The sequence below is a fragment of the Microcoleus sp. B3-A4 genome (assembly GCF_036705385.1).
Taxonomy (GTDB): domain Bacteria; phylum Cyanobacteriota; class Cyanobacteriia; order Cyanobacteriales; family Microcoleaceae; genus Microcoleus.
Genome location: NZ_JAUBUI010000020.1, coordinates 66,419 through 85,284, shown reverse-complemented (window position 1 = coordinate 85,284; position 18,866 = coordinate 66,419). Strand labels below are relative to the sequence as shown.

The 18,866-nt window shown below is 43.9% G+C and carries 16 protein-coding genes; 7 read left to right on the top strand and 9 right to left on the bottom strand.

The features are described from left to right. The first annotated feature begins 182 nt into the window (after window positions 1-182). Window positions 183-1,157, top strand: coding sequence for a hypothetical protein (locus QUB33_RS11320; RefSeq protein WP_333350393.1), 975 nt, complete (start codon window positions 183-185; stop codon window positions 1,155-1,157). After that, entirely contained in the window at window positions 1,157-2,011 is an 855-nt protein-coding gene (locus QUB33_RS11315) for a DUF1822 family protein (protein WP_333350391.1), read from the top strand. The genes QUB33_RS11320 and QUB33_RS11315 overlap by 1 nt, the downstream gene beginning before the upstream one ends. A 437-nt stretch (window positions 2,012-2,448) precedes the next feature. Here the strand turns inward: QUB33_RS11315 and QUB33_RS11310 are convergent, their stop codons facing one another. Beyond that, window positions 2,449-7,788, bottom strand: a complete 5,340-nt coding sequence (locus QUB33_RS11310; RefSeq protein ID WP_333350389.1) for an AAA family ATPase — start codon at window positions 7,786-7,788, stop codon at window positions 2,449-2,451. Window positions 7,789-8,306: 518 nt separating this feature from the next. On the opposite strand from QUB33_RS11310, the gene QUB33_RS11305 reads away from it, so the two are divergent. After that, the gene (locus QUB33_RS11305) at window positions 8,307-8,480 is read left to right on the top strand and encodes a hypothetical protein (RefSeq protein WP_333350387.1); all 174 of its coding nucleotides are present in this window, start codon (window positions 8,307-8,309) and stop codon (window positions 8,478-8,480) included. 219 nt (window positions 8,481-8,699) lie between these two features. Here QUB33_RS11305 and xseB read toward each other — a convergent pair whose 3' ends face one another. Both xseB and xseA read right to left on the bottom strand, forming a co-directional pair. Continuing rightward, window positions 8,700-8,927: an exodeoxyribonuclease VII small subunit gene (gene xseB / locus QUB33_RS11300; RefSeq protein ID WP_333350385.1), complete on the bottom strand. Its 228-nt coding sequence runs from the start codon at window positions 8,925-8,927 to the stop codon at window positions 8,700-8,702. Next, on the bottom strand, window positions 8,924-10,093 hold the full coding sequence (gene xseA, locus QUB33_RS11295; protein WP_333350383.1) for an exodeoxyribonuclease VII large subunit: 1,170 nt from the start codon (window positions 10,091-10,093) through the stop codon (window positions 8,924-8,926). Before xseA ends, xseB begins: the two co-directional genes overlap by 4 nt. Before the next feature lie 236 nt (window positions 10,094-10,329). Here xseA and QUB33_RS11290 point away from each other — a divergent pair, with 236 nt between their 5' ends. Then, a complete protein-coding gene (locus QUB33_RS11290) occupies window positions 10,330-11,064 on the top strand; it encodes a hypothetical protein (RefSeq protein ID WP_333350381.1) in 735 nt (244 codons plus the stop codon). A gap of 59 nt (window positions 11,065-11,123) precedes the next feature. Here the strand turns inward: QUB33_RS11290 and gmk are convergent, their stop codons facing one another. From gmk to QUB33_RS11265, 5 genes are all read right to left on the bottom strand, one after another. Further along, window positions 11,124-11,693, bottom strand: a complete 570-nt coding sequence (gene gmk / locus QUB33_RS11285; protein WP_333350379.1) for a guanylate kinase — start codon at window positions 11,691-11,693, stop codon at window positions 11,124-11,126. Window positions 11,694-11,771: 78 nt separating this feature from the next. Further along, window positions 11,772-12,038, bottom strand: a complete 267-nt coding sequence (gene remA / locus QUB33_RS11280) for an extracellular matrix/biofilm regulator RemA (protein ID WP_333046047.1) — start codon at window positions 12,036-12,038, stop codon at window positions 11,772-11,774. Window positions 12,039-12,909: 871 nt separating this feature from the next. Beyond that, window positions 12,910-15,012, bottom strand: coding sequence for a M3 family metallopeptidase (locus tag QUB33_RS11275; protein ID WP_333350377.1), 2,103 nt, complete (start codon window positions 15,010-15,012; stop codon window positions 12,910-12,912). 164 nt (window positions 15,013-15,176) lie between these two features. Next, on the bottom strand, window positions 15,177-16,013 hold the full coding sequence (locus tag QUB33_RS11270; protein WP_333350375.1) for a hypothetical protein: 837 nt from the start codon (window positions 16,011-16,013) through the stop codon (window positions 15,177-15,179). Between the two features lie 707 nt (window positions 16,014-16,720). Then, on the bottom strand, window positions 16,721-17,038 hold the full coding sequence (locus tag QUB33_RS11265; protein WP_445299519.1) for a hypothetical protein: 318 nt from the start codon (window positions 17,036-17,038) through the stop codon (window positions 16,721-16,723). A gap of 420 nt (window positions 17,039-17,458) precedes the next feature. Between QUB33_RS11265 and QUB33_RS11260 the strand changes: the two genes are divergently transcribed. The 3 genes from QUB33_RS11260 (at window position 17,459) to QUB33_RS11250 (ending at window position 18,319) form a co-directional block, all read left to right on the top strand. Continuing rightward, complete coding sequence (locus QUB33_RS11260) at window positions 17,459-17,725, top strand: hypothetical protein (protein ID WP_333350373.1); 267 nt, start codon at window positions 17,459-17,461, stop codon at window positions 17,723-17,725. Window positions 17,726-17,847: 122 nt separating this feature from the next. After that, window positions 17,848-18,123, top strand: coding sequence for a BrnT family toxin (locus QUB33_RS11255; protein ID WP_194011534.1), 276 nt, complete (start codon window positions 17,848-17,850; stop codon window positions 18,121-18,123). After that, complete coding sequence (locus tag QUB33_RS11250; protein WP_106147613.1) at window positions 18,107-18,319, top strand: hypothetical protein; 213 nt, start codon at window positions 18,107-18,109, stop codon at window positions 18,317-18,319. Before QUB33_RS11255 ends, QUB33_RS11250 begins: the two co-directional genes overlap by 17 nt. 237 nt (window positions 18,320-18,556) lie before the next feature. Here the strand turns inward: QUB33_RS11250 and QUB33_RS11245 are convergent, their stop codons facing one another. Next, window positions 18,557-18,850 (bottom strand): TIGR03792 family protein, encoded by a 294-nt coding sequence (locus tag QUB33_RS11245; protein WP_333350371.1) that lies wholly within the window; start codon window positions 18,848-18,850, stop codon window positions 18,557-18,559. Window positions 18,851-18,866 lie beyond the last annotated feature (16 nt).

Genomic DNA, 18,866 nt, shown 5'->3' with positions numbered 1-18,866 from the left:
TATCCTCGAATGCAGGAACCTCGCTCTGTCTTGAAATCTAAACGGAGGGCGTGATTGAGACTTTTTCAGTGCCATTGGACTTCAGTCCTTATTGCATTGCCTTTACGAAAAATTTTTGCTCAATTCTGCATAAAGCCGCCAAAACCTGCGATATCAGAGTATCAACACGCAAAAACTGGACTATGACGAGACATGATACCCCCGTCGAACCCTTAGCAGGTTTAGTTCCTGTAGGGGCAAGTTTCAACTTGTTGCTTCCACCCACGGGTTGGGAACTCAAACCGATTTCCTTGACTTTGTTACTGTTGGCAGGTTACAGCGCTATTTTCCCTGGGATAATCGAATTATCTCGATGTCATCCGAACGTGCCAGTGAACACCGACGAACAGTTACGCCAACTTCTACAACTCTTGAAAGACTCGCCAGAGGCGAGTAAGGAACAAGAAAGACTCAAAAATAAATTGTGCCAACTCATTCCCCATTTGCCCGGAATTCGCAAGAATCGCGATGCCAATCCTAATATTGATTTTGACGGCGCAGTGAATGAGGCCTATGGGGGTTTTTTCAAAACGCTGCCGAGATTTTTTCGGGAAATTGACCTCGATAATATCGCTGATGATGCGTTGCAAACCAGAGTGGTTAAGCGGTTCAATACAATTGTTAAACGCAAAGTATATGACCAATACAGCAAGTTAGAGCGGCAGCCTTTTACGTTTAGTTTGGATGCTCCAACTAAGAGCAAAACAGGTGAAGAATTTGATTCTGAAGGAGCGGCTGATGATACTACGGTCATAGGAATTGAGCAACTGATTGAGCAAGAACAAGTTAAAAATAAGGATCGCATCGGCCGCAAACTATGGCAGTGTATTGAAGACGATCCGACGGGAGAACTGCGAAACAGTTATCCCAATGAAAAAATAGATAAGACTCAGCCAAACACTCCCGAAAATCGTCGCCCTCGACCGGATGCCAATTGTCACATATTGGCAGTGCGATTGCTGCTGAAAGACCCTCCTGATAAATTATCGGTAATTGCCAGAGAGTTAAATATTGACTATCAAACTCTCAACTCTCACTGGAAAAGAACAGGTTTTGAACTCGTCAAAGAGATTGGCAATAGAATTGCTAAAGAATGTGGATATCAACCGGAGGAATAATGGTGAATAGCATGGATACTTATTTGTTACAAATTCCTCTGGAGCAAACTGCCCGCAATTTAGCTCTGCAATTTGCTTCAGAGCAAGCTAATCCGCAAAAAGGCAAGCGGGTTTATTTCAATACCCTGGCGGTTTGGGCAGTTAACTATTTTTTGGAATGGATGGAAATGGAAACCGATATTGATGGCGGTGATAGTTGGAATCCAGCTATGCGGGCGGTTTTGGATGTCGGCGATTTGGTTTTGCCGGGGATTGGCAAGATAGAATGCTGTCCGATTCAGCTTGGAGAATCGGCGATTTCTCTGCCGGAAGTGCGAGGAAACCGCATTGCATATATCGTCGTTCAGTTTGCCGAACCTTTCGATAAGGTGAAACTTTTGGGCTTTATTCCGGCTGTGGAAATTCATGATGAAATTCAAGAGATTTCTCTAACTAATCTCAAACCCTTTGAGGAATTGTGGGATTATTTGGATCGAATTGAGTTGGCAATTCCGCTGTTGCAAGGTGAAATTGAAGAGTTGCTATCTGATTTGGGAGAAGATGACCCCGTACAAGCACAAGTTCGGGAGAATTTGCAAAACAAATCTATTTCGGAAATTGTGGCAATTTTGAATAAAGTTTTGCACAGTAGTGAGAAATCTGACTGGGGATATGAAGGAGGGAAGGCTTTAGCGGGAAGTGGTTCTAGCAGTGGAGGTTTGGGAAATAGAGATATATCTTTCTCTCGTGATAAATCTTCACCTGTTGAGAAAGCTTCAGATATTGAGGAGGATGTGAAAGCGGAACTGAATCTGATTGCTGAAGATTTGTTGGAGAAGTTAGCTGAGATTTGGGGAGATGATGATGACTTGTAGGGGTTCCCATCGACTGAATAAACCGGGTTTTTGACCACATCTGCGGGTTGAAACGAAATATTTTCGTCCATCAAATCCGGTTTCTGAGTTCCCACCGACTGAATAAACCGGGTTTTTGGCCACCTCTGCGGGTTGAAACGAAATATTTTCGTCCATCAAACCCGGTTTCTGGGCCCCCACAACTCAGCCCTAAAATTCATTACAATGAATCAATGGAAAATATCTAATTAAAAAGACATGACTCAAAATAATTTACTGTCTCGCATCTCAATAGACTCGCGCGTTGCTGATTTATGGTATGAAAGGCTAAATATGCCAGTCATGGAAACCAGTATCCACAAAGCTTGGGGATTTTCAACTTATTTTTTTCATACCCGGATAAGCAACGCCTCGATTACTACTCAAACCCCGATTTCAAGATTTGAGCTAACGCCTCCTTAGTCCCGATCGGATTGAGTGCAGCGCTGTTGATAAATTTGAGCCACTTTATCTGTAGGATTGCGGCGTAGGCACTCAGCAAATAATCGCTCAGCATCTCTAAGCTTTTGCCGATGATAGAGTACCAAAGCTTCTTCAAATAGCGTTCTCGTGGCTACCTTGCCCTCATAAGTCTCAGGCGGATCGGCATCGAAAACTTCAAACATCGATACCGCTTTTGATTTTCCCTTAACTTTTACGCGATCGATAAGACGGATAGCATACTGGTTAGAATCTGGCAAAGACTGGAAAGTGTGGTGACTAATTAACATCGAAATCCCATATTGTTTAGTCAAGCTTTCTATCCGCGAGGCTAAATTCACTGCATCGCTAATCACCGTGCTATCCATCCGGTTTTTTCCCCCAACCGTACCGAGTATTAAAGAACCTGTATTGATGCCAATGCCAATCTTAATCGGCACGTATCCAGAAGCGGTGCGATGTTGATTATATTCGGTAAGACGATGCAGCATATCAATTCCTGCTTTCACTGCATTATCTGCCTCACCACTAAATAGAGCCATAATTGCATCGCCAATATATTTATCAATAAACCCTTGATTTTCAGTAATAGCTGGCTCCATATGAGACAAATAGGAATTAATAAATGTGAAATTGTCTTGAGGGGTCATACTTTCCGATAAAGTTGTGAAGTCGCGAATATCGGAAAATAGTACCGACATTTCTTGTTGAACTTGGTCGCCTAATTTAACATCAATAATACTTTCTTTATCCAAGAATTGGAGGAATTGACGGGGGACAAAGCGCTCAAAAGCTTGGTTGAGTTCGGTGAGATTATTGTAGAAACGGGCATTTTCAATGGAAATTGCTGCCTGAGAGGAAAGCAGATTTAAGAGTTCTACGCGATCTGAAGTAAAAGCCTCTGTGGTTAGATTATTTTCTAAATAGATAATTCCTGCCAGTTTACCTTGATGTTGGAGAGGGAAGCACAAAATTGATTTAGGCTTATGTACTTTGATGTAGGGGGAATTAGCAAATTTAGAGTCATTAGCAGCATCGCTCAAGACTACACTTTCCCGCGTGCGAGCTACATAGTTAACAATTATATGAGAAATTAAAAGTTTATCCCCAGGTTCCCCTACAGACTTGATAGGGATTGACTGGAACACAGTCACGCTATCTTTATCTACAGATCCTTCAGCTTCAATTAGCAATTTCCCCTTAGTTTCCAGAATCAAAAAGCCCTTTTGCGCTCCGGCATTCTCAATAATAATCCGCATCAATTTTGCCAGTAATTTATCTAGCACAATTTCCTCAGATAGGGTTTGTGAAGCTTTCAATACTGTGGTAAAATCCAGCTCAAAAGAAGTGCTCCTTCCTGTTGTGGTAGGCGGCGTAGATAGCTTTGTGCTAAGTGTTCCCCTGTTCGAGGGCTTTCTTTGTAATAACTGAGGATAGCGCGTATCTAAATCGTTAACTTTAGCTGTTGCACCCCAGCGTTGGTAGCCATAGTGGGCTTCACTCATGTAGACTTTAGCAATCTTCTCTTTACCTTTAGCTAACCAAAACTTAGCTGCTAGTTCCGACGCTAGCGCTTCATTCTGCAAAAATTTATTTTCTCGGGCTGACTCGATCGCTTGGTCATACAAATCCTGCGCTTCCAGAGTATTGCCTGTAATACGCGCCAACTCAGCTTCGATTAGCAGACGTTGATGAAGGTAGGTACTCGGACAATGTTTACTCCAGAGTTTGAATTTCTCAAGATTGGATTTAATCTTCTCTACGTACTGTGCCTGTTTTTCACCATCAGCATAGTCATACCCAACTGATAAGGCTAGACATTGATGAAAATGGAAAGCCGGATTAATAAAAATCCCCGTCGCGCCTATCAAATATTTTTCGGCAGAGTTAGCATAGTCTATCGCTTTCTCGGAATCTGAATACCAGTTGGCTAAAGACAATTTACAGGCTAATTCTAAAAATACCGTGAATAAATCATTTTTTTCAAGGCAAGACTTAATGATCTCCTTGGCATTCGGCCATAAGGATTCATCAAGAACACTCCACTCCTCAACGGGTTCAGTCAAATTATAAATGGTCGCTTTAATCGCATAATAATATTGCACCATGTTGGGATCGACTTTTTTCAAGCCGGGTATAATCTTATCAATTTTTTCTGATAATTCTTTTAACGAATCAGTCCCCCAAAAACACATAAACAAAAAATTGATTGCACAATATCCTGCCCATTGATAGGCACCATTTTCTACACCGCTATAATAACCTCTCATTAAATGCTCTTTAGAGCGATCGAGATGTTCAGTGTAATGGGAAACAAATCCTCCCCACATATTCAAAATTAATGCTTCATAACGCTTCATTTGATACTTGTCATCGTTCAATCTCAAGGCTAAACTTCCAAATTTATAGGCGGCTTCAAAATCTTGCGCTACAAAGGCAAGAGTTAACGAATAATATACATACCCAACTGAAGAGTGAGGATTGTTCCCATAGGTGAGCGATAGCTCAATCATTTTTATGCCTAGTATGAACAGCAATCTAGACCCTAAAAAGTAAGATGGAGGTACACATTCTCTGAGGAGTACCATAGCAGCAAGTTTTTCAGGGTCTTGCATTTCAGGAAGGTCTATAAAATTTTCAATTTTCCTGGCAGCGATTGTCTCATTAGCATGATTCACTTCTGCTATAAGTTCATCTTCTTCAGGAAAAGCTTTCAAGGTGATTCCCAATAAATCGAGTGTCTGTACTCCCAGATATAAGGAGGATTCCAAATCATTTTTCATTCGATATAACGTCACTTTATATTCATTGACTTTACACCGACCCAACAAACTATTGATATGCTCAAGGGCTTCATCAAAAGTTGATAAAGCTTCGTCCCAGCTAGCATTCAAATATTCTATTTCACCTTTTTCAAGGTGATATGAAAATGTCAGGTGATAGTCTTCTTCCCAGCTATTAGGGGAGAAAAATTTCATCCCGTTCGTTATGTATAGTAATGCGGGTTGATAGGCTGAAGAGAATTTAGCTTTTCTTCCAGCGATTAGATTCAATCTAGCTAATTGTTCTTTTTCCGATTGGTCACTGAGCAATGATTCTCCTTGGTTGAGGTGATTGACTATATCAAAGATTCGTTCTTCTAACTCATCTTTTTCAAAAATTTTCAACAGAATGCCACCAATTTTTAAGTGAATTTCTTGTTTATCTTTTTCGTCAATCAGCGAGTAAGCTGCTTGCTGTACCCGGTCATGCAGGAATTTATAATCTTGAATTAACAGTTCTTCATCCAACTCGGATGTGGGCAAGATTAACCCGGACTGAACTGCTGCTGTTAGGTCTTTATAAACTTCCGATGTAGATCTTTCACTGATGATAGAAAGGGTGCTTAAGTCGAAATCAGCACCTACACAAGCTGCTAAGCGTAAAACTTGCTGTGTAACTGGAGGCAGTTTCTTCACCTTACCAATCATCAACTCCACCACATTGTCAGTAATGCCCTTAGCTTCAATGTTTGAAATATCCCACTGCCAGCCGTGACGTTCAAAATCAAAAGTTATCAGGTTTTCGGTATGTAGGGTTTTGAGAAACTCATAGACAAAGAAAGGATTGCCTCCAGTTTTATGCACTACCAACTCGGCCAAGGGTTTTACTGAAGAGGCATCACTGTGCAAAGTATCGGCAATTAACTGGCAAATATGCTTGCTATCTAAGGGAGCTAAGGTAATAAAGTTGATAGTTGCCCCAACATTCCGTAGCCCATCAAGAGTCATCATCAACGGATGAGTGGGGTTGACTTCGTTATCCCGATACGCCCCAATGAGAAACAGGTATTGCGTATCCGCATCCGTCATCATCAGTTCGATTAACTTGAGCGTTGCGGAGTCTGCCCACTGCAAATCGTCCAGAAAGATGACCAAGGGATGCTCTTTTGCACAAAATGCCCGAATGAAGTTTTGGAAAACCAGATTAAAGCGATTATGGGACTCAGCGGGGCTTAATTCCGGCACGAGTGGTTGCTTGCCTATAATCAATTCCACTTCGGGAATCACTTCAATAATCACTTGTCCATTGGAACCAAAAGCAGCAAGGAGTTTTTCTCGCCAAAGGTTTAGTTGTGCTTCGCTTTCGGTTAACAGTTGGCGCATCAATCCCTGAAAGGCACTGACAAAAGCTGAGTAGGGAATATTACGCTGAAACTGGTCAAATTTTCCCCAGATGAAATAGCCGCGCTTTTGAGTGATGGGTTTATGAACTTCTGCCACCAATACTGATTTACCGATGCCGGAATAACCTGCCACTAGCATCATTTCAGTTGTGCCTTGACTCACTCGGTCAAACGCTGTTAGTAAAGTTTTAACTTCTGAGTCTCGTCCGTAAAGCTTTTGGGGAATTTGAAACTTGTCGGAAATATCCTTAGAACCGAGAGGGAAATCTGCTATAGTCCCATGAGCTTGTAACTGAAAGAGACATTCTTCTAAATCAGCTTTGAGTCCCCAAGCACTTTGATATCGTTCCTCTGCCATTTTTGCCATCAGCTTCATGACAATATCCGAAACCGCTTTAGGACAAGGTTCTCCCCCTCTCCCTCTCTCCCCCTCTCCTCCTCCTAAAAGATGAGGGGGTATTGGCTGTTTGGCGATATGACAATGCACCAGTTCCAACGCATCGGTACTTTCAAAAGGTAACTGTCCCGTAAGTAGTTCGTAGAAGGTAACGCCGAGAGAGTAAAAGTCAGTGCGGTAATCTAAAGAACGATTCATTCGTCCCGTTTGCTCCGGTGATATATAGGCTAAAGTGCCTTCTAAAACATTGGGATTTTTCAGCGTAGGATTTTCGCGGGTTAATTGAGTGGAGATACCAAAGTCAATGATTTTGATAATTCCTGTTTCTGGGTTAAAGACAATGTTGGCAGGATTAATATCTTTGTGGATGACATTGGCAGCGTGAATAGTACCTAAAATCTCAGCCGTTCTGATAGCGATGTTGAAAAATTCTGGTAGGGGTGCAAAGCCATTCCTCTCTACACGGTAATTCATCAATTTTTTTAAGGATGATGCGCCAAAATCCTCTAAGATAATAACCAAAGTTCTTTGATACGGTTCTAAGGCATAAGGTTTAACCACACCATCTATGTCCAGATTGCGGGTGATTTCATATTCCTGCTTATATCGGGTTAGCTCAAAGGGCGTGGGATAGTCTTGTTTCAGAACTTTGAGAATTACTGTTTTGTGATCTTGTTCTCTAATTCCCCGATACACCAGGGAATTGGCACTTTCGTAAATTTGGGCTAAAACTTTAATTCCAGGAAGTCTAATCATGTTTGGCTCTCGATTTTTGGCAGTTATGAACATTACAGGCGATGGTCAACGACTGCTGATGGTACTCAATCGCCTTGGCCGAGTTGCCCAGGGAAGCGTAAACATTTCGCAGATTACCCAATGCTGACCCCTCACTTTAGCGGTTTTTAATCTGTCGCTAGATAATCAAGATCTGTTTACAAGACTCAAGGCTTCTTGAAATTGACTTGTCTGACCCTACTGAATTCGCTCCAACAACTTAGTATCGCAGGCAACAGGCTAGTATTTTTTCTAATATTCATCTAAGGATAGCCGAGCCCCCTGCCGATAGTATGGAGACTGACTCCTTCATTAACCAGTTCGGCCGCGTGCGCGTGTCTGTGTTCATGGATGGTACAGCTTAACTAGGTAGGCGGTGTAAAACCCAACTATGTAAACGATGGTAAAGTATCCTTAGCCCTAAGCGTGGCTGACTGAGCAATGTTTACATAAAGTTACATCGTTCAGTTTAATCCCGCCTACTTACTTATTCTGGGATTGTGTTACTGCGTCTGCCTTCTCAAGCGAAACCGCAAGATTGGCAAGGGGCAGTAGAAATATTAATTCGCGGATTGGATGCGGCAGAAGTTACGGGTAAATTGTGGATTATCCGAGGGCAACAGCTTTTGGAGTATCAAGCAATATCGGAAAATGAATCTGACTCAAAAATTTAAATAAAGGAGTGATGCAAAGTAACCCGGTTTGTACGCAAAGAATGTCCATGTTGATTCTGCGTTTGGTAATGAGAAAGGGGGTAGCCAACCCTGGTTTAGTATCATGAGTTTAACACTCATCATACCGAGGAGTTTTGCTAGAATACAGCGAATTAATTCCCTATCGGACTTTCGGCAAAACGCGCTATTTCATCCACATTAATCCGAGTTTATCTCCGGTTAAAAATCGGGTTCCGCAGCCAAAAGCTCGATCGACAAATCCATCTGTTCCTTCCCCCGCGCCAAAAAGCTTTCGCACTGCTGCCAACACTCCACAGCCACCCCAAACTGCTCGAAAACCTTCTCTAGAGGCAACTCTCCCGATTCCACCCGATCGATAATCGCTTCAATTCGATCGACCGTTTCCTCATAATTCCAGTCAGACTGGCGCAACTGCGAATCAATCATAACTTTTCTTCCGCATCCAATACTTCTACAATCTTAACTTTCAGCACGCCCCGACTCAACCTCACAGTCAATTCCTCTCCCAATTCCAAACCGTCAGTTGTGCGAACGATCGTACCATCACTTTGGATTACCGCCGCATAACCCCTTTGCAAAACGGCAGCCGGATTCAGTGCGGATAACTTTTCTTGCAATATTTCCAGTTTACCAGTTGCTTGCCGCAAAGTTCGGGATGTCGCAGGTAAGCGTTTTAATCGGTTTTGTAACAGTTGCAAATGCTCTTCTTCAGCCTGAAATCTGGCCCGCACAGCACTTGCTAAATTGACCATTCGCTGCTTGTGTTCAAAGTAAAGATCTGCTAAAATTGGTACAGCTTGAGCGGCCGCAGCAGTCGGAGTGTGGGCTCGTTTATCTGCTACTAAATCGGCGAGAGATTCATCTCTTTCGTGCCCGATACCAGTGATAATTGGAATCGCACAATTGGCGATCGCCCTGACAACTCTCTCATCATTAAAACAAGCCAAACTATCCGCAGAACCGCCACCACGGGCTAAAATTATCACATCAGCCCTACCGTCCCATTCTACACGGGCGATCGCCCGGACAATTTCCGCAACAGCCGATTCTCCCTCCACCTTTGTGTGCGACAGCAACACCCGCAAACCCGGATATCTTTGAGCTAGGGTGCGCTGAATGTCCCCCCAAGCAGCGCTGCTATCGGAAGCTACAACGGCGACAATTTGCGGGTGTGCGGGAATTTCGCGCTTTCTGGCGGGATCGAAGAAACCCTCCGCATCCAAGCGCGATCGTAACTGCTGTAACCGCAAAGCCTGCAATCCTTCCCCAGCCGGTAGCAATTCCACTACATTCAACTGGTACTCACCACGCTTGTTGTAAACCCGGATGCTTCCCAAAACGAGCAACTGTTCCCCTTTTACTGGGATTTGCACCAATTTTTGCCCCTGATTGTTCCAAGCCACGCAGCGAATCGCAGCACTTTTGTCAGGATCGGACAGAGTAAAATAGCAGGCTGTCGGGTATGGCGAAACGTTAGTCACCTCCCCTGTCAGCCAAACTGATCGCAAATAGCGATCGCCCTGCAACAAGTCTTGCAGGTATGATGTTAGTCCGGCAACAGATAAAGTTGTATCGGGAAGAATTGAACTCATCCAATTTTAGATTTTAGATTTTAGATTTTAGATTTAGGCTACTATCAATACTTCGGACAGTCTGTGATTGCCAAGCGTAAAATAAGGGTTTCAGGGCGATTGCAGAATCGACTTCGTAACGGAAAATCAAGGGTTTCCGACTAGGATCTCAAAATAGTCCGGACTATTGTAGTATATCTAAGGTAATTTATTTGTAGGCTGAGTCGGCGATCGTAAATTTAACTGCAAACAAACTCATGATATCAGATACAATGACTTCCATGAATGTGCTGCGCCAAGAGGCTGCGGCGATCGGCATTACTGAGGAAGAAGCCAGAAAATACGGCGACCTCCGACATAAAAGAACGTGGTCTTTGGCGATCGAACATCACCTCTCAATGCAAGATTTTGCCGATCAAATAGAAACCTCCTTCACAACTTCCGAACCCGATTCCTCCAGCGCACTCAACCACTCTCAGACTGCGGAGTCGAAAGACTATGGTATTCAGCTAACTGCGAACCTAGGCGAATCTAGAGTAACCAAGGAGAACCAAACAGCCTCTCTTGCTTCGCCACAACAGCAAGCAGTAGCAAGCGGGCGATCGCACGGTAATTCCGACCAGCGCAGCAACCTAAACCGAGGTTTTAAACAAGTAGTTCAAAATCATATTAAAGCATTAACAATTGCATCCGCCTCCCGCACAAATCTGCCCCATTCACAACTGGGCAATTGGGTTTGTCCTGAGTGTGGGGCGGAGGGCGAATTGGGTTGTTACCTTTGCGCCGGAGAAGGCGCTATAGGGGACATTGCAGCTATTGGCTGGACGCTAGCTTATATGGAAATGTTAGGCTGTTCTGCTCGCGAAATTGAACCTTTGAGAAAATTTTCGCCTTCATTGAATATTCTGGAATTGAACTTAAAAGTTTGTGTTGCTATCAAACAAAGTAGCGAAGTTTTAGCCAGGACGGAGAAATGGGTAATTAGTCATTAGTTATTAGTCATTAGTGATTAGTCATTAGTTATTAGTCATTGGTCATTAGTTATCAGTCATTAATTTCCTGAAAGCTCAACCAAATTAAGTATTGATTCTAGCTTTTTCAAAGCAACTTCCAACTCGTCATTAACAACTTGGAAATCGAATTCCCCTGCAGCTTCAATTTCCTCTTTAGCCCGCAGCAACCGACGGGCGATCGCACTTTCGGAATCTTGACCCCGACTCCGCAAGCGCCGTTCCAATTCTTCCCAAGAAGGAGGTAAAATAAAAATTCGCAGCGCCTCTGGAAAATTATTCCTAATTTGCCTAGCCCCTTCCAACTCTATTTCGAGGATTACCCATTTTCCCTCACCAATTCCTTGCTTGAGACCAAAATAAGGAGTACCGTAAAAATTACCGGCAAACTCGGCCCATTCCGCCAACTCTCCAGCCTCAACCATTTGTTCAAAGCGGCTGCGGCTGACAAAATAGTAGTGCTGTCCCTCAATTTCTCCCTCACGGGGCGATCGAGTTGTCACCGATACCGAAAGATACAATTCGGGATGGCGATTGAGGAGCGATCGTACTAAGGTGCCTTTCCCCACACCGCTAGGCCCTGTCAGAACAATTAATTTACCAGATTTCATCTTTAGAATAGAAACGTGTAACAATTTAAGTTTCCGCTTACTTTAGACTGTAAACGCTCAAATTGCAACTGACAAACCTCAATCATCCCGACCTTGACCGTCTTTGCTCACCACAAAACGATTAGCAACCGTTTCCGGCTGAATCGCCGAGAGGATGACGTGACTCGAATCTGTAATAATTACCGCTCTCGTGCGGCGGCCGTAAGTTGCGTCAACCAGTTGTCCCCGCTCCCGCGCATCAGTAATAATCCGCTTAATTGGCGCTGACTCGGGACTGACAATGGCAATCACTCGATTAGCAGACACAATGTTACCAAAACCGATATTAATTAATTGAATATCCATGAAAATCTTAATCTGTAGGTGAACGATTGACTATTAATCCTTACTTTTTATCATATAATATACAAAAATTTTTTTTGATAATTCTCAAATTAATCCCAAATAAGTTTTTTAGTTTTTACCTAAAAATTTTACCCTTTTGACGCCGAGTACCCCGTTCTTTATCAAAAATTTAAAAAAGACTCGCTGTTGCCACTCTATCTTAAAGATTCCGTAAAAGCATCGATTTTTAGTTGCAAATAAAAGCATTAGCTGTATCGAGAAAACAACCCGTAAATGTTGCGAAATATAAATTTAATCTCCGGAAGAGGGAATATTAAATATAATCAGTGATAAATGACAGTAAATATTCGCAAATCGAAGTCTATACTAACAGTATTAAGACTGATGCTGCTTTGATGAGCTTTCCAACCTAAACTAAAAGCTGCTGGCGATCGCACTTTCTGCCCGATTTTTCACCAAAAAATTGGGGATGATGTGCCAAACTACAGATGTTTATTGCATGATGTTCTACAATAAAATGGGTTTGTACTGAAAATTTTAGTTCTTTTAATACAAATAAAAAAAGTGTGGCTCCAATTATCAATTTTATAACAATAAAACTTACGCAAAAAGTTGTTTTACGCATGAATTATAGCGTGTTCCAGGTTTATGAAGTGTAGGGACAAAGGCTTTCGCGATGCCCCTACGGGTATCGAACGCTCTGTGGTGTAATTCATAAACCTGGAATCTTCTGGATAGCGGTAAGACTTCAGCCATACCGCACCCTAAACATACAGGAGATGCCTAAATATTGTCCAACAAAAAACAGGGATTAATGCAGATAAATTCACCCGCCTTAATCCCCACTTATTCCACACTAGATTAAGCCAGATTAAGCAGCAACTAAACCGCTGTGTCTCAACAAAGCTTTAGTGCTCGGTTCGCGTCCACGGAAAGTTTTAAACACTTCCATCGGGTGCAAACTGCCGCCCAATCCTAACACTGTATCTCGGAAGCGCTTACCTGTAGAGGCGATCGCACTTTCATCTTCCAAACCCGCTTCCTCAAACGCCGCAAAAGCATCAGCGCTGAGCACTTCCGCCCATTTATAACTGTAATACCCCGCCGCATAGCCACCCGCAAAAATGTGTCCGAAAGCGCACAAAAATGCGTCTTCTTCCAGAGGAGGCAAAACAGTGGTAGTTTTAGCGATGCGGTTGCGGACATCGGCTACAGTTTCGCTGCCGCCCGATCGATAGCGGTGGTGCAATTCGATGTCAACGCTGCTAAAATGTACTTGCCTGAGCATGACGCTGCCGCTCATGTAGTGGCGCGCTGCTAGCAGTTTTTGGTAGTAGTGTTCCGGCAAAGTTTCCCCGGTTTCGTAATGCTTTGCCATCCCGAACAAAGTGGCGCGATCGTAACACCAATTTTCCATAAATTGACTGGGCAATTCCACCGCATCCCACTCAACATTATTGATGCCCGAAGCCCCGGGATAGTCTACTGTTGTCAGCATATGCTGCAAACCGTGACCGAATTCGTGAAACAAAGTTTCGACTTCCAAGAAAGTCATTAAACTCGGTTTGCCGTCAACCGGAGGACTTTGGTTGCACACCAAATAAGCCACCGGCAACCGCGTAGTTGTTTTTCCTGCTTCCACAAATTTAGCGCGCACCACGCACTCGTCCATCCAAGCACCGCCGCGCTTTTCCTCGGGGCGGCTGTAGGGGTCTAAATAGAAATTGGCGATCGTATTTCCTGCTTCATCATCTATTTGGAAATAGCGCACATCTTTGTGCCAGACAGGAGTTTGACCGTCCGCCGCAGTTACTGTCACGCCGAACAGCCGCTTTACTAATCCAAATAAACCCTCTAATACCTGTGGCAAAGCAAAATAAGGCCGCAATTCTTCTGCACTAAAAGCAAACTTTTCTTCCCGGCGCCGTTCCGACCAAAAACCTACATCCCAGTGCTTCAAATCTCCAGCTTCCGCCGCGCCTTTTTCTGCCGCAAAATCTTTCAAATCTTTTAAATCTTTGACAGCAGCATCATAACTAGCCTGGCGCAATTCTTCTAATAAAGCTTCCACTGCTGCAACGTCGGGAGCCATTTTGCTCGCCAAGCTCAATTCGGCATAACTGCTAAACCCGAGCAAAGCAGCTTTTTCCTGGCGCAAAGCCAAAATGCGATCGGTCAACGGCCAGTTATTCAATTCTCCGCTACTTGCTCTGCCGATAAAAGCTTTGTACAACTTTTCGCGCAAGTCGCGGCGGGTGCTGTGCTGCATGAAAGGGCCGTAACTCGGAAAGTCTAAAGTAATCCGCCAAGGGCCGTTTTCGGCATCCGCATTTTCTTCGCCGGCGCTGCGAGCGGCTTGAGCTGCTAAACTCAACAAACTCGGCGGTAAACCGTCAATTTCGTCTTTGTTTGTGAGGGTGATGCTGAATGCTTTGGTAGCGTCGAGGACGTGATTGGAAAATTGGGTAGTAATTTCCGCCAATTCTAATTGAATGGCATTAAAACGCTCTTTTTGCTCGCCTTCTAAACCGACGCCGGAGAGTTGGGCGTCTCGGAGAGCGGCTTCGACAATTCGCTTTTGAGCTGACTCTAAGCTATCCCAATTTTCGCTGGCCCGCAGCGCTTTAAAAGCTTCATAAAGCGGTTTGCTTTGACTGAGCTTGCTCCAAAATTTTACTACTTCCGGCTGCACTGTTTCGTGAGCCGATCGCAGTTCCGGGCTATTTTTTACGCCCATCAAATGTCCGACAATGCTCCAGCTCCAATTTAAACGCTCTCCGAGTCGCTGCAATGGTTCTACTAAGCCGCTCCAAGTCGGCTCTACAGATGATTCTAAGTCAGCTAGCGAGGCTTCTAGTTCGGTCAGCAGTTGAGTAACAGCGGGGACTACGTGTTCTGGTTCGATCGCGTCAAATGGAGGCAATCCTTGACCGATTAGTAACGGGTTATCAGCAATAGTTACGGTTGCAGTCATTGATTTTTCTTGTAACAGGTTGAAAACAGGTGAAATAGACAGATTAGCTTTTCATTTTGTAACACAGTTGTCGAAAAATTTGGACTCGATCGGGCGTGAGTCGCAGAATCTCTGAGTCGAAAAATCTTCCTTCTGACTGATGACTAATGATTGCTTACTAATGACTAATGACTACTCTCTTGTATATGCTGCAACTCCTTGACAACCGAGATTAAGCGCTTGAGGTGAGGTTTGACAACTTCTTGCTGCTCGTGTTCCAAACGGTGGATTTGAGCTTGGACGATAGACAAATCCGCCGTTGATTGGTGCGCGGGAGCTTGCAGTTGGCTTTGCAAATTGGCCATGACTTTCTGGATTTCCAAAAATCGAGTATTTACTACTTCCCAGTCGTCTCGGGTGATAGAAGTTTCTGTCAAGCCTTGCGTCGCACTTTGCAGTTGCTCTATAGCCTGTTCCACAGCTTGGAGATTCGCCCGTTGATCGATCGATAAATCTTGCAGTTGTTCGCTCACCTGCTGGCGGACATCGAGCACAGCAGACGCCACGATTTCTTGCAAAGAAGCTACCGACTCTCCTAAACTCAGCAACTGTCGCTGAATGTCGAGAGAATCCTCAAAGCCTTCTGCCCTAGGCATTGCCGCCATTTGCTGGCGCAGCGCTGCAATATCTGCAGACAACTGCCTGCGTAATTTAACAATTACCGTCACCGCCGTTTTTTCGACTTTATTGACAGACTTTTGGACTTGGGCCATTTCCGAATGTTGATGCACCCGCACTTGCTGCTCGAAGCGATACCGGTTAGCAACATTCAGCGACAAAGCCAAAGTTAGGGGAGCCACCCCGTAAAAAGCTTGGCCCGACACTGCCACCGCCAGGGAACCCACACCAGAGGCCGCCAGAGAGGCGTACTCTGCCAGCTCCAGCCAGTGCCTTTGAGGAAAACTTGGTCTCAAGCGGTTTGCAACAGAGGGTTTTGGCTTCCGCACGGCTCTTTGGGTCATAGTATTTGCTCGTTGTGGGTAAGGTTGCGAGACTGGGTGGAGCATCGATTTCTATCCTTATTTTCAGTTATATGTTTTAGATTATTTCTCGGCACTCTTCTATTTTTACCTTTGTGAGTAAGTTAAGGATGACTGCCATATTATTATGTATTTGGGAGCCTGTGACGATCGCGCCCAATTCCGGCTGTTAAAAGGTTCGCCCCAACGCGCCCTCTATTTTACAGGAGTTAGGGTCATCGGGTTCGGGCGATCGACAATAGCTGTCCGGGCTAACTGAAAAATGCCTAAGACTATTTTAGATTTTAGATTTTAGATTAAAAGTTAACAAAAGGCGACCTACTGAGGACGATCGTCGTTTGGAGATTGTCGGGAGTTGCCTTTTTGTTCGCGCATTGGTATAATTCACTATTTCTCAATGGCCCGGAGCAAATTTACTGTAAAAATTGACCAATGAACTCAGAAAAACCCGGAATTGGCGATCGGCTAAAGTCTATTTTCAGTATCGCCATTTTTATCCTTCTCGTACTTGCAGTAGGCTTTTTAAGCCTTAATTTTATTTCAGCTCTCTATGCAAAACTTTCTTAAAATTAGTCCTGGACGCATGGGGTTCAGAAACCGGATTTTTTTACAAGAATACTTCGTCGCAGCCTGCTGACTCGGTAAAAAACCCGGTTTCTTTGGTATTTATGCGTCCAGGACTAATTTGGTTACAACCCTTTGATATATTGCTTCAGTACAGGTGGCAAAGTGTAAAGACTTTCCTGTTGTTCGATCAAGCAGCGCCGCGATAGAGATTGCAATGCGTTTAGCAAATCTGATGATGATATGTGTCCGTTTTGTACCAATTTCGCGAAGTTGACTGGCTGGTTTTCTGTCGCCAACAATGACATGACTTGTTTTTCGAGTTCGGAAGTGCGATCGAACTGCTGTTGTAAAACATCTTTCAAATCTTCGGGTAAGAATATGGTATCATCTATTAATAACTCTGTCGCGCCGATTCCCAACTCTTGAATCAAATTCGCCACGCTTTTTAACCATAACGGGTTGCCTTGGTAGCGGTGAATGAGCGCTTCGCAGTTATCGATTTCTGCTAATCCTTTATCTCGGAAAAATTCGGCGTTGCTGATTCACGGTATGAATCAACTTTTATGGGAAGTTACAAAACTAACCCTCCGAAGGTTTATAGCAATTGGGAAATCTGAATTCCTAGCTGTATTCAGCAACGCCAAAATCCCATCTCTTTTTCTCATCACAATCTTATCAATAGCCCCCCTTCCACTGCGACGATTTTACTGACAGGGATCGCCCATCACGCATCAAGAGCGATCGCCCCTAACACTAAATACCAAACACTGCAATGATTGTACTGGTACCGATGGCCCATCAAAACTCATAGCGATCGACACTCGTTACAATCAAAGTATCAATCATCGTGAGATGCCGCGATGACGATCAAAGAACTCCTCATCCAAGAAATCGATAGCACCCCTGACGAACTGCTTGCGGATCTTCTGAGTTTGGTACGATCGCTAAAATCCACTCCAAACCCCCAACTTAATACCTACGAACACCTGCTAGAGCGTATCGACTACCTCGAAGCTATCATCGGCATCCGCAAAGGACTCGAAAGCTTTGATCGAGGTGAAGGTATTCCAGCCGAGAGAGCCATGACAGCGCTACAGCACCAGTTCAACATCCCTCCTCGTCTATGAGTTCCTAGAAGTCAGTCACATTGACATTTTTGATTTTCGCCATTTTGCCCTAAATAGTAAAATAGACCAGTAAGCTAGGCAATTGCCAACCTCCCTCTTCTGCTTGAGAGTAGAATAGATATATGAAGTTTCAGTGGGACTCAAACAAAGCGATTAGTAATGCCAAAAAGCATGGTGTGTCTTTTGAAGAAGCTGTCACTGTCTTCGGAGATCCACTGGCTATTACAATTTCTGACCCTAACCACTCTGTAGGTGAGTTCCGTCTTTTAACGATCGGTCAGTCAAATTTACAGCGCCTTTTTGTTGTGTCCCATACAGAACGAGAAGGTGAAGTGCGTTTAATCAGCGCCCGTTTAGCCACCCGACAAGAGAGAAAAAGCTATGAGTCAGGAACCTGAAGTAACAATTAATGACGAGATGAGGCCTGAATACGATTTTTCAGGTGGTGTCCGTGGCAAATACTATGAAGCCTATATGAAATCAAGTAATGTTGTGATTCTCGATCCAGACGTAGCAGAAATATTTCGAGACTCAGCTTCTGTCAATGAAGCGTTGCGATTGCTGGCAAAAATTGCCAAGTCTGTCACTGTCTAGGTAGCGCACACAGCACAACAAATCAGATCCGAAAGTTTCCAGGTTATCTGTGGTTGCATAGGTGGAAAGCAAGGGGTGGTGCGATCGCCTCTAACACCAAATACCCAACACTGCGATGATTCTACCAAGATGGATCGCCCTTCACACCAAATACCCAATCGATGTCTGCGGTACAATCAAGGTAAAACTTATGATTAATCTTTCAAAAATTAACACCATCAACTGACTGCTGACTAACTAATGCAAAAACTTGCGGACTTGATATTCGCGACTTTCCGCGATCGCAATTTGCAAATCGCCCATTTTGGCATCCAACTCCTCGATTGTGCTTTGTGGTACAGACTTCCACTTCTCCCTAGTTTCCCAGCGAATCAACATCACCACCTCATTTTCCACCGGATCTACCCAAACTTCTTTGCCTAAAAAACCGTCGCAACTTTTTAGTCCCGCCGTCCAAACTTCCTGATCTCGCTGAATAAACGGCTCCCACTTTTCTTGAGGTACTTTAAATTTGAGCCACTCAATAACCATATTATTTCCTATTTGT